Origin of the sequence: uncultured Candidatus Kuenenia sp. (assembly GCF_900696675.1) — a bacterium.
GTDB lineage: Bacteria > Planctomycetota > Brocadiia > Brocadiales > Brocadiaceae > Kuenenia > Kuenenia stuttgartiensis_A.
On sequence record NZ_CAADGZ010000110.1, the window covers coordinates 1 to 11,591 of the forward strand.

At 40.8% G+C, this 11,591-nt stretch carries 10 protein-coding genes, 1 other RNA gene and 1 pseudogene; 5 read left to right on the forward strand and 7 right to left on the reverse strand.

Features of this window, described 5'->3' with window-relative positions; genetic code table 11:
• The first annotated feature begins 406 nt into the window (after positions 1 to 406).
• A complete protein-coding gene (locus tag QZT26_RS13635; RefSeq protein ID WP_261341110.1) occupies positions 407 to 1,399 on the forward strand; it encodes a cation diffusion facilitator family transporter in 993 nt (330 codons plus the stop codon).
• 146 nt (positions 1,400 to 1,545) lie between these two features.
• Here QZT26_RS13635 and QZT26_RS13640 read toward each other — a convergent pair whose 3' ends face one another.
• The 4 genes from QZT26_RS13640 to ssrS form a co-directional block, all read right to left on the reverse strand.
• Positions 1,546 to 2,172, reverse strand: a complete 627-nt coding sequence (locus tag QZT26_RS13640) for a cyclase family protein (RefSeq protein ID WP_295102854.1) — start codon at positions 2,170 to 2,172, stop codon at positions 1,546 to 1,548.
• A gap of 254 nt (positions 2,173 to 2,426) precedes the next feature.
• On the reverse strand, positions 2,427 to 3,251 hold the full coding sequence (gene rsrA, locus QZT26_RS13645) for a mycothiol system anti-sigma-R factor (RefSeq protein WP_099326393.1): 825 nt from the start codon (positions 3,249 to 3,251) through the stop codon (positions 2,427 to 2,429).
• Positions 3,248 to 3,835 carry a sigma-70 family RNA polymerase sigma factor gene (locus QZT26_RS13650; protein ID WP_099326392.1) on the reverse strand — a complete coding sequence of 196 codons (588 nt, stop codon included), beginning with the start codon at positions 3,833 to 3,835 and terminating at the stop codon, positions 3,248 to 3,250. The genes rsrA and QZT26_RS13650 overlap by 4 nt, the downstream gene beginning before the upstream one ends.
• A 352-nt stretch (positions 3,836 to 4,187) precedes the next feature.
• A non-coding RNA gene (gene ssrS / locus QZT26_RS13655) (6S RNA) lies at positions 4,188 to 4,372 on the reverse strand.
• Between the two features lie 177 nt (positions 4,373 to 4,549).
• On the opposite strand from ssrS, the gene QZT26_RS13660 reads away from it, so the two are divergent.
• The 4 genes from QZT26_RS13660 (at position 4,550) to alr (ending at position 9,302) form a co-directional block, all read left to right on the forward strand.
• Positions 4,550 to 5,572, forward strand: coding sequence for a hypothetical protein (locus QZT26_RS13660; RefSeq protein ID WP_157820687.1), 1,023 nt, complete (start codon positions 4,550 to 4,552; stop codon positions 5,570 to 5,572).
• Positions 5,573 to 5,760: 188 nt separating this feature from the next.
• Complete coding sequence (gene bioB, locus QZT26_RS13665) at positions 5,761 to 6,762, forward strand: biotin synthase BioB (protein WP_099326390.1); 1,002 nt, start codon at positions 5,761 to 5,763, stop codon at positions 6,760 to 6,762.
• A gap of 225 nt (positions 6,763 to 6,987) precedes the next feature.
• Positions 6,988 to 8,163 carry an 8-amino-7-oxononanoate synthase gene (bioF, locus tag QZT26_RS13670; protein ID WP_295102860.1) on the forward strand — a complete coding sequence of 392 codons (1,176 nt, stop codon included), beginning with the start codon at positions 6,988 to 6,990 and terminating at the stop codon, positions 8,161 to 8,163.
• 14 nt (positions 8,164 to 8,177) lie between these two features.
• A complete protein-coding gene (gene alr, locus QZT26_RS13675; protein WP_295102863.1) occupies positions 8,178 to 9,302 on the forward strand; it encodes an alanine racemase in 1,125 nt (374 codons plus the stop codon).
• A gap of 25 nt (positions 9,303 to 9,327) precedes the next feature.
• Here the strand turns inward: alr and QZT26_RS13680 are convergent, their stop codons facing one another.
• From QZT26_RS13680 to QZT26_RS13690, 3 genes and pseudogenes are all read right to left on the reverse strand, one after another.
• Complete coding sequence (locus QZT26_RS13680; RefSeq protein WP_099326387.1) at positions 9,328 to 9,507, reverse strand: hypothetical protein; 180 nt, start codon at positions 9,505 to 9,507, stop codon at positions 9,328 to 9,330.
• A gap of 280 nt (positions 9,508 to 9,787) precedes the next feature.
• Positions 9,788 to 10,996: a ChaN family lipoprotein gene (locus QZT26_RS13685; protein ID WP_320409746.1), complete on the reverse strand. Its 1,209-nt coding sequence runs from the start codon at positions 10,994 to 10,996 to the stop codon at positions 9,788 to 9,790.
• Between the two features lie 216 nt (positions 10,997 to 11,212).
• Positions 11,213 to 11,344 (reverse strand): annotated as a pseudogene (locus tag QZT26_RS13690) (DUF362 domain-containing protein); the annotation flags it as partial.
• Positions 11,345 to 11,591 lie beyond the last annotated feature (247 nt).

Sequence of the window (11,591 nt, forward strand, 5' to 3'; positions counted from 1 at the left end):
GAAGCAATCAGTATACTACGAGATATTTCGTGACGTAAGAAACGCCATATCGCGGGAGAAGCAAATTAAGGGTGGCTCAAGGGCTAAAAAAAATAGAATTAATTAATGGAATGATGCAGGATGGAAGGATCTCTATGACGGTTTATGAGATTGCTTCGGAAAAAGCCCTCGCAATGACAGATGATGCCCTTGCAATGACAAACGGATGTGTTAGCAATGACAAACGGATGCCCTTGTTATGACAAAATAAGTCACTAGTCATCATGTTTCATTTGCAACACCCGGAAACGATGAAAATAGGCTTATAACCATATCGTGTTGTAGTATCTGTACTTAAACTATTTTTTGTAGTCTTATTTTCGAGCCGGTATCCTGAAAATAAATATGGAGACATGCCATTAAACACATTCATGACTTAGATTATTACAATTCATCTGAAGGGAATACGCACAAGCATACCTATAGACTTCACGAGCGAAAAAAGCTTATCATGGCAAGCGCTATCACGGGAGTCATATTTATTGTTGAAGTAATTGGCGGGATTATCACAAACAGCCTTGCCTTACTTAGTGATGCAGGCCATATGCTCACCCACCTCTTTGCTTTATTGATTAGCCTGTTTGCCATAATGTTTGCATCAAAACCGCCTACGCAAAGAAAGACCTACGGTTTTTACCGGTTAGAAATACTGGCAGCATTGCTTAACGGCATCATACTCCTCCTCATCACCGTTTGGATATTTTACGAAGCATACCATCGGTTTGTAACCCCGGAAGCGATATCTAGCGGCATGATGTTTTTCCTGGCTATTATAGGCCTGCTTGCAAATATAAGCTGTGTTTATATTCTTAAGTCAGGCGAACATGGGCACAGTCTGAATGTCAAATCGGCTTTTTTGCATATGCTTGGAGATACCATTTCCTCCGTTGGCGTAATAATCGGCGCAGTTATTATTTATTATACAAACTGGTATATTATCGATCCCATCATTAGTATAATGCTATGCATCCTCATCCTGATATGGTCATACAAATTAATAATGGAATCAGTTGATATTTTGCTTGAAGCAACGCCAAAGGATATTAATGTCGGGGAGGTAATTTCACAATTAGAGCAAATCACGGGCGTTGACGGAGCGCATGATATTCATATTTGGACAATTACTTCCGGCATGTATGCAATGAGCGTGCATATAGACACGAAGGATATGCCGATCAGCAAAACTGCCGCAATTTCAAGGGAAATTAACCGTGTTTTAGTTGAGAAATTCAGGATAGGACATACTGTGATACAGTATGGATGCGAATGCAACAATAACAATGGTGAAAGTAGTAAACATCTATACAACAAAGAACATGCGCATGAACAAGACCATACCCACGCACATGATAACAAATAAATATTTACGCATTTTGTAACGATTTAGTTGCAGACCAGCGTGTCTAAGGTAGTACGTTATCAGTAATTTCTGTGCATTTGACCGTAGACTGTAGACTGTAGACTGTAGACTGTTTTTTGCGCTTGTTTGGTTCTGTCTATGCCAGCTTAGGTACTTTTTAAAACAACCCGTGCCGGGCTTCCATCGCCGTCCTTTATTTTTAATGGCAATGCAATTAATTCATACCTTCCACGCTCAACATTTGATAAATCCAGGCCTTCGAGAATAATGACGTCGTTTCGCAAAAGAGTGTGATGTGTTTCTGCCAGTTGGCTTTCAAATTTTTCTACGGAAAGATAATCGACTCCAACAAGTCTTATTCCCTTGTCTACTAAGTACTGCGCCGCATCTTTTGTTAAGTAAACAAAATCTTTTTTAAAGGTGGAAAATTTCCAGTATGATGAGTTGACTGTTTTAAAAAGAACCCTTTTTACATTGTCAAATCGCAATTGCTTTATATCACTTACGTCGATATTTTCTTTGTGTTTAAACTCAAATACCGTTGCTTCGCCTATCAGATTTTCAAGGGCAAGCTGGTCAATTGTCCTGCCGTTTTCCAGAAAATGGCTGGGAGCGTCAATATGAGTGCCGCAATGCGAACCTATTTTTAATTCAGAAAGATTACAAAAATCTCCCCGGGAAATCAGGCTTGTTCCAGTAATCGATACCGCAGGGTCGGATGGCCAGGTAATCATGGCATTTGATATGGGTACGGTTACATCATAAAAAGTCATTTTTCTCCCCTTATATAATCCCCGCAAGTATGGGAGAAGCATTTGCTATGAATTGCCCCCGAACTGGCAAATGCTTTTCTCCTATTCTTTTATTAAACACTATAAACAATACCGCCATTTTCAAATATGAAGAAATTATGCGAAACAAATCAAGGGGATATTTTTATAGCGGGTTGGAAGGGTACTAAAGAAACACACGATGTGAAGCCAATAGCCAAAGACACCATTATTTGCTGGCAAGATAGCCTCAACAATTAATGCGAAGCAAGAGTTGCGGCAAATCTTAGCATTTCATTGGTATGAATGTCTGATGTAAGGAAATAGGTAGTGTCATTTTCAATCCAAATAACTGTATTAAATCCACGCCGGTTAGTGATGTAAAAGTCTCTGGGACCAAAACTAATACGTTCCAGTTTTGCTATTGGGAAATGCATGTTGCGGATAATTTGAAGTGATAGTTTATTCCCCTCGTGGTTAAATACAATACACGGACTGCTTGTGCCATAATGATTTACAGGCATGTCATTTACAATGCGTACCTGCTCTATATTCAACGGATTTAATGACTTGCGTATCTGGGTATTAATGTTTTGGCTTAAATATCTGCTGGCGTTCCCAACAACAGATGTTCTTTCATTAAAGACTAAATTCTCATTCAGCACTTTAACATGATTGGTAACTGCGTCATCGACAATAGAAACCGAGCCTGCCTGTCGATTGTTCGCCAGATAAAATATTCCGCCTGCAATCATTAATAATAGAGAAGCCGCTATCGCAAGAGTATGGGGTGAAAATAGTATTTTTAATCGTTTTCGTTCGTGGGAGGGGGCTGTGCGAGAAACCGATTCATGGTCAATGGAGTCAAGATTTGCTATGATTCTGCTGCGTAAATGGCGCGGGGCGGTTACGTTTTTACAATGAGCTTTTATCAATAAACGGGTTTGTTTTTCAAATTCATATCGTTGATTACAAAGAATGCATTGTTCTAAATGCTTTTGCAGTTTGGGATAAAGACCGGTCTCCAACTCACCGTCCATAAATTCATAGAGATATTTATTAACATCGATACAAGACATCATTTCTCCCTCTTAACAAAGCCTCTTTCTTTCGCATAGTTCCACAAATTTTTTCTCAGCAAACTTCTTGCGCGATTAATCCTTGATTTTACTGTTCCGATGGGAACATTTATAATTTCTGCGATATCTTTATACGTTAATTCTTCAATATCAGAATATATTATTGCCTCGCGATATTCGATGGGCAAACTATCTATTGCGTTCTTTATATCATCTCCCAGTATATCATCAAGGCTCTCTACCTTGCTTTTCAATGTATCAATTGATTCCTTTGTGTCTGGTTCATTATTGTTTGATACATAAGAGCTTACTAATTCAATATCTTCGTAAAACACTTCACCTGGGGAACTGATAGTCTTTCTGTATTTATTTATAAATGTATTCCTTAGGATTTTAAAAAGCCATGCTTTAACATTTGTCCCCTTTTGGAATGTGTTAAAAAACCGATATGCCTTCAAGTATGTTTCCTGAACAAGATCTTCCGCATCTTCTTTGTTCATTGACATACGCACTGCCATATTATAAAGGGAATCTACGTGCGGCATTGTGAGTTCTTCGAATTCTTTTCTTGTGTCGTTTCCCTTCATTTTTTCTCAATGCATCCTTACAAACAGTTAAGTACTGGATAATGTTCCCGACGAAGTGAGTATTCTGCAATTTTTAATTCAAATTTTAAGAAAATATGCGACCGGTAAAAAAGGTGGTTCTTTGATAATGCCAAGTGGGAAGGTTTATTTGTAACTTCTCAATAAGCAGAGGGAAACAACCCTCTTTATTAATGAAAATACTGTAACAGTCGGCAATCTACAGTCGGCAAATTGCAGATTGTAGATTGCCGACTGTGGACTGTGGACTGTGGAAGGTAGAAATTATTATAAAAACCTCAACTTATTGAGAAGTCACGTCTATTTTTGTTGTTTCAGTTGTATTGATAGGCATAAAGGCTCCACCGCAATGCCGTGTGAGTTTTTTTTAAATGACCCGTATTTTACGGTGGTATTCCCAATGATAGCTTTGTATTTTTCTCACTGGAGACTATATACGCCACTAACAAAGACGGGATCCCAAATTATTGTTATAGGTCTTAAAAATTATACCTCTATCCACGTACATGGCAGAGCCCTTAAAAGTAAATTCATGTTAGCAATAAATATATTTTCTGGCAAGCGAAAAAAAGTTTTACAAATAATAGTTTTTTTAAAATGGAATACTTTTGTCTGAAAACAATCAGGGGGTTTTTGTTTTCGGATGTTCATTTGATTCTCTTGACAGAAATGTTGCTTAAGTTTAATATTGCATGCATGAAATTCGGAGCCAGTTATTTTGCTAACAGAATAGTACGTCATGTAAAAACAGACATGGAAAAGATGGCAGACGATGGGTGTACCTTCGTTGTTCACACCATGAGCGAACACGACGTCACGTACCATTCCGGAAACATGTCAGATATCGTCAAAGCAAGCCATGACGCCGGACTTGAGGTATTCCTCGATCCATGGGGCATAGGCCGTGTTTTTGGCGGAGAGTCTTTTTCCGCTTTTGTAAAGGTATACCCGCATTGCAGACAAAAGCTGAACTTCGCGGAAGGCGATATGATGATATACAAGGCCTGCTTGAACGTAAAAACTTTCAGGGATTACATGACAAATTGGATTGAATTGGCGGCAAAAACAGGCACAGACGGGGTTTTTTGGGATGAACCACACCTTTTCTTCGGGGAATTTACCCACCTTTTCGGGGGCAGAAAAAAGGACGTATGGGGCTGTGTATGCAACACGTGCCGCGACCTGTTCAAACAGAAATACGGCTATGAAATGCCACTGGAATTTACTGGTGAGGTAAAGGCATTTCGCCAATCCACTATTGTTGATTTTCTGGAATACCTGGCAAACACTGCTTCTCAAAAGGGACTCAGGAATTCCGTGTGTCTGTTCCCGACGACAGACCCACGATACGGCATATATGAATGGGAAAAGGTTGCGATGATTAAAAGTATGGATATATTCGGCAGCGATCCTTACTGGTATGCCTATAAAAAAGAGGTTACGGAATTTGTAAGAGAGATTTCATCAGCGGTTCTCTCTCTATCATTAAAACATAAAAAAGAACCACAAATATGGATACAGGGATATAGAGTTCCTGCCAACAGGGAAGAAGAAATAATGACGGCGGTTGACGTTGCATACAATACCGGGATTCATAATATCGCCACATGGAGTTTTGAAGGCACAGATTGCATGACTTACGTGCGGTCTGACCGTCCTGAGATCGTTTGGCAAAATGTACGCAACGCCTATTTAAAATACAGAAAGAAACACCCCTAAACTGGCATAGACAGAACTAAACAAGCACGAAACACGAAAGGGAAACCACAGATTGCACAGACTTCGTCGTAAGCTCAGTCGAACGATTACACCGATTAAAAAAAAAATAGTAGGAGCACGGAGTACCACGTCCCTGCAAAAGGACGAATAACTAATAACCAATGACCAATGACCAATGACCAAAAATTATGCATAACCGGATAGAAACAATCGCCCAACAATCGTTACAGAACAATGAGATCAGCCATGAAGACGCCATTTATCTATCGCAGGCAGGAAACGACGAAGTGTATGATCTTTTTTATTGGGCAAACAGAATTCGCCTGAAATATTTCGGGCAAACAGTAAAGGCATGCTCTATTGTAAGTGCCAAACAGGGAACGTGTACAGAAGACTGTGCCTTTTGTTCCCAGTCTTCATATTATCCCACGGCAATTGAAAAATATAATCTCATTGAAGAAAATAAGATAGTCGATGCCGCATTGTACGCGGAAAATACCGGTGCCCACTCGCTTGGCATCGTTACCAGCGGATATAGTATTGACAATGAAAATGAATTGGACCGTGTGTGCCGCGCAATAAGTACCATCTCCCGCGATGCACACATACATCCACACGGCTCGTTCGGCGTATTAACAAGAGAAATGGCGGATGCTCTGGCAAAGAGCGGTTTAAAGAGAATAAATCACAATTTGGAAACCTCCGAACGATTTTTCCGCAACATTTGCACTACCCATACCTACGCTGACCGTTTAAACACAATATACGCATCAAAACAAGCCGGACTCGAAATTTGCTGTGGTGCAATATTTGGCATTGGCGAAGAAACGGAGGATCGTATTCATCTTGCATTTACTTTGAAAAAATTAGACGTCGATTCCGTGCCACTCAATTTTCTACATCCCATCCCAGGCACCCCTATGGGAAACCGCTCAGTTCTGACTCCTATGGAAATATTAAAAATTATCTCTCTCTTCCGGTTTATTTTGCCTGATAAAGAAATCAAAATCGCCGGCGGCAGGGAAAAGAATCTGAGAAGCCTGCAATCATGGATGTTTTACGCCGGGGCAAACAGCACAATGATTGGAAATTATTTAACGACAAAAGGGAAACCAGGAGAGGAAGACCTGCAAATGATAAAAGACCTGGGGTTAGAATTAGAAAGAACTTCTAATGACGAAATGATTTGAAATTCAAAACAAGCCTCATGGTGTTTTCAGGTTTGCAAACCTGAAAACACCTGAAAATCTGTGTAATCATTCGACTTAGCTCACGACGAAGTCTGTGTAATCTGCGGTTCCCCTTTCGTAATTTTGCGTGTGTATTGAGGACTTCGGATTTCACAATAATCGGATAGCACCTCTAAATATTTTGCCAAAAAAAGTGTTACCGGAAAACGAAAAGGTGTTTATGTTATGACTATGGAATTTATTTCCGGCATATTAGATGAATTAAAAGACCACTCCCTACTGCGTGATTATACGACGATTGAAAGCGCTCAGGAGCCAACTGTACAGATAAATGGAAAACACTATCTCTCTTTCTGCTCAAATAATTATCTGGGACTTGCCAACCATCCAATAGTAAAACAGGCAGCCATAGAGGCTATACGCCAGTATGGCTGCGGAACAGGGGCGTCACGGCTGGTATCAGGCACTATGCCCCTGCACACAGAACTGGAAAAGGACATTGCCCAATTCAAAAAAACAGAGTCCGCACTGCTTTTCCCCACGGGCTATATGGCGAATCTCGGTGCAATATGTACACTTGTCTCGAAAGAGGACATTGTTATCGGCGATAAGCTGAACCATGCAAGTATTATTGACGGATGCCGCTATTCCGGCGCAACGTTCCGTGTTTATCCCCACAAAGACATAAACAAACTGGAGTCATTACTGCAGAGATCTTCATCGTACCGCAGAAAACTTGTAGTAACAGACAGTGTATTCAGTATGGATGGCGATACTGCCCCCTTAGCGGAAATTGCCAGCGTTGCAAAAAAGTACGACGCGCTGCTCATGGTGGATGACGCCCATGCTACCGGGGTATTCGGAAAAAACGGCAGAGGATTGATTGAACACTACGGACTGGATGGACAGGTGGAAATCATCATGGGATCATTAAGCAAGGCTGTTGGCAGTGTTGGCGGATTTATCGCCGGCAGTCAGCAACTCATTGATTTCTTAAAAAACAAGGCACGACATTTTATTTACACCACCGCCCTGCCGCCGTCCGTATGCGCAGCGTCGCTGGCCGGACTGGGCTTAATCCGGAAAGATTTATCCCTAATGAATAACTTGTGGGAAAATATCCGTTATCTCAACGCCCGTTTGTCTCATTTTACCCCCGCCATTACCAGCGAAAGCCCTATCTTCCCCTTTGTTGCCGGGTCAGCCAAAGACGCACTGTCTCTTTCACTGAAACTGTTTGAAAACGGGATACTGATTCCCGCAATCAGACCGCCCACCGTTCCCGAGGGAACCTGCCGTTTGCGTGTCTCCCTTATGGCAAATCACGAGAAACACCATCTTGACAGATTAATTGAAGTATTGTGTAACATTGGATTTTTGAAGGAACTTTCTTCACGATAAGGAGTGACTCTTCTATGCACAGACCTACATGGGCGGAGATTGACCTTTCCGCCCTGAGACATAATCTGCAGGAAATAAGAAGACGCATCGGGGCAAACGTAAAAATCCTTGGCGTTGTAAAGGCAAATGCGTACGGTCATGGTGATTACGAAGTTGGTGCGCTATTGGTAAAAGATGGCGTTGAAATGCTCGGCATCGCCCTTCTCGAAGAAGGTATCCACCTTAGGGAAAAAGGAATCACTTCTCCGTTACTCCTCTTTGGCGGTTTCTTTGAAGAACAAATTAATGCAATTATTCATTACAACCTCACGCCAACCGTTTACGATCTGACACTTGCCGAAAAACTTGCACATCATGCACATTCTGCTGGAAAAACCGTTAATGTCCACGTTTATATCGATACGGGAATGGGCGGCACGGGAGTGAGACATGACGCCGCTTTCGAATGTATAAAACATCTGACCGGAATGAACGGCCTCGTTATCGAAGGGATTTACACACACTGTTCTTTGGCGGACGATAATGATTCCACCCACACGGAATGGCAAATAAGAAAATTTAAGGACATTATTGCAAAACTTGATACGGCCGGGATAATAATTCCGTTGAAGCACATGGCAAATACCGGATCAATATTGCGTTACAATGACTCGTATTTTACCATGGCAAGGCCTGGCCTTTCGCTCTACGGTTTGCACGCATCAGATAAAGAATCGCGCAACCTGCCTGTTAAACCTGTCATGAGTTTAAAAACAAGGATTATATATATCAAAACAATGGAACCGGGAGAGACTTTGGGCTATGGCGGATCATATAAAATCACCAGGACTACCCGTGTAGCGACGCTGCCTTTCGGTTACGATGACGGATACAACCGGTTATTATCAAATCAGGGAAAGGTTATTGTACGGGGGAATAAGGTTCCTGTTATCGGAAGAATTTGTATGGATCAATGTTTTATTGACGTAACCACGATAAAAAACGTATCGGTGGGAGACGAAGTCGTGATCTATGGCAGACAGGGAAAAGAAACTATTTCAATAGAATCTGTTGCAGAGCAGCGAAAAACCATTCCCTATGAAATAACCTGCAATGTGAGTTACCGTGTGCCAAGGATATATATTGACGAGAATGGTTAGATCGGAATCTTCCCTTCTTTTCATATTAATATTCGATACTCCAATCAGGATCATACCTTGCATGACAGCTTGGGCATATCAGGATAATCCCGGTTTTCTTCTTTTCTCTCCTTATAAATGACATATGAAAACCATCCTCGTATCCACACTGAGGACAACGGTGCAATTCTTCTTCTATCCTGATGGGAATCGGTTCTTTCTTCATATCAACAATATTTCACCCCGTTCTGTTTTATGGTAATAAATGATAACACTTTAGTCTTTTGAAAAAGCAAAAAGCTCTTTCCCAAATTCCGCAAACCGGGAAAAATATTCAATATTCAATTCTCATTTGCCTCTATTCTTTTACATTGAACATTGAATATTAATTTTCAAAAAGGTTCTACCGGAGCTTTTCTCGGTGTTTTTTGAAAGAGTAGAGGTTAAGCATTTGCCGACGATACGTTCAATCATCCGTTTGAACAATACTCCATTTTTACCGCACCTTATTTCATTTCAAACAATGTAACTGCATACGTAATTTTTGTGCCGTCGCGGTCTATGTTAACGGTACACGAATCCCCAAACTGCTTTGTTTGAAGGTAATGTACCAATTCAGAAACAGTATTCAACGCCTTGCCGTCAACCGCCAAAATAACATCGCCTGCCATAAGTCCTGCCTTCTCAGCAGGACTGCCTTCACTTAACTTTTGTATAATTAATTTCTTATCATCCCTGTTTTGTATATGTACGCCAAGATATATTCTCTTTGTTTGGGATGTTGTAGTTGATACAACCCAGACAAAATCCGCCGGCTCCAGGGGGATTGAAGAGAGAAACATGTGATGGTCCCCGCCCGGCATCCCGCCGTTAAACACGGTAGGGTAGATAGTATAATACGGCAATAAAGTGCGCCTGAACACCCTGGCCGGTATGCCAAAATCGTAGATTATGTGGCCGTTCCCCACAAAAACCAACATTTTTTTACCCTTACCCTCCCATGAGGATAAATAGTCCACAATTGACTGCGCCATATACTCTTCCCAAAGGCACTGCACATTATTATATTTTTCCAGATTTTCCTTCCCGTGCATATGGCCGCCGATAACTTCCTGCAAATAAACACGGTGGAAAAAACCTGTTGTATCTATTTCGGGGAGTTGTGCTTTTTCTTCCTGCGTTAAAGAATCAAGCCCCTTTTCGCTCACTATTTTAACAACTTCTTTTGGCGCATTTAACGCACGTACGCTGATCTTTTTTTCCCTTGCGAAGTCCAATATATCTTTATACAAGTAATAGTCATATCCCCATTGTTTATCCCAGTCCGTATATTCCAGAAATTTCTTCTCATCAATCTCTCCGGCAACCCATTGGTCCAAAAAAGGTTGATACTGTCTCGTAAACATTTCCATACCTATGGCAAGGTTTTCTCCGTATTTTTCATAACACGTCTGCAACACCTTTAACTGAGCCCTATGAGTGGCATTTACGGCATGTATTTCCCCCACGTAGATGATGCTGGCGGAATCAAAGAATTTTAATACATCAGTAAAATTCATTATTATCCCCGTAGGCACGTGAACAATATCTTCAACTTCCACTTTTTGCGGAAAATGTTTTAATCTCGTCACCTTTTCTTCCTCAGAAAAAGCATTTAGGGTTGACGTTAAGATACAGAAAAAAAGGATACACGCTGTTTTCCCGAAATTTTTCATCAACAAGTGCTTTAAAAGACTTTTTACTACTCTAAAAAAACCGAACCCTATGGGTGTTAATTTCGGAAGCCTGAAATTGTTCACCTTTGCGGCAGACAATGATTCACCATGAATTTCTATTCTGTTCAAATCTTGCTCTCCTATGTTATGCAATTTTGCTGTTTGTAAAATAGGCGACTGTGAGGGAGATACTCCAATAACCTCTGCAATAACGCGGTCAATGGCAATGCAATCCTTTCCACCAATTAACAGTGACACATTTCTGGGAACCCCGCCCGAAGGTCCCCGCTCTTCCATAGCCATAACAGCGTCCACAATAGTAAATGATGGTTTTACCCTATGATATAGTAAAAAGCATTTATTTTTATAAAAATCTGTTTTTTTCTTGCATTTGAATTGTTTCTAGAGTATTAAATTCTGCATGAATCCATTTCTCAGTGAAAAAACCCGAATAGAATTTAAAAAAGCACATAAGAAAGAGCCTCATAGACGTCATGCCGACCGAATCAAAGCTATACTTCTTCTTGATTCAGGATGGAGTTATGAAGAAGTAGCAGAGGCGCTCTTGTTAGACGATCAAACAATCAGGAATTAC

Bases quoted from the DNA above. Each gene is read 5' to 3' on its own strand.
- QZT26_RS13640 (WP_295102854.1), bottom strand. From the start codon at position 2,172: ATGACTTTTTATGATGTAACCGTACCCATATCAAATGCCATGATTACC.
- rsrA (WP_099326393.1), bottom strand. From the start codon at position 3,251: ATGATGTCTTGTATCGATGTTAATAAATATCTCTATGAATTTATGGAC.
- QZT26_RS13650 (WP_099326392.1), bottom strand. From the start codon at position 3,835: ATGAAGGGAAACGACACAAGAAAAGAATTCGAAGAACTCACAATGCCG.
- QZT26_RS13660 (WP_157820687.1), top strand. From the start codon at position 4,550: ATGAAATTCGGAGCCAGTTATTTTGCTAACAGAATAGTACGTCATGTA.
- bioB (WP_099326390.1), top strand. From the start codon at position 5,761: ATGCATAACCGGATAGAAACAATCGCCCAACAATCGTTACAGAACAAT.
- bioF (WP_295102860.1), top strand. From the start codon at position 6,988: ATGACTATGGAATTTATTTCCGGCATATTAGATGAATTAAAAGACCAC.
- alr (WP_295102863.1), top strand. From the start codon at position 8,178: ATGCACAGACCTACATGGGCGGAGATTGACCTTTCCGCCCTGAGACAT.
- QZT26_RS13680 (WP_099326387.1), bottom strand. From the start codon at position 9,507: ATGAAGAAAGAACCGATTCCCATCAGGATAGAAGAAGAATTGCACCGT.
- QZT26_RS13685 (WP_320409746.1), bottom strand. From the start codon at position 10,996: ATGAAAAATTTCGGGAAAACAGCGTGTATCCTTTTTTTCTGTATCTTA.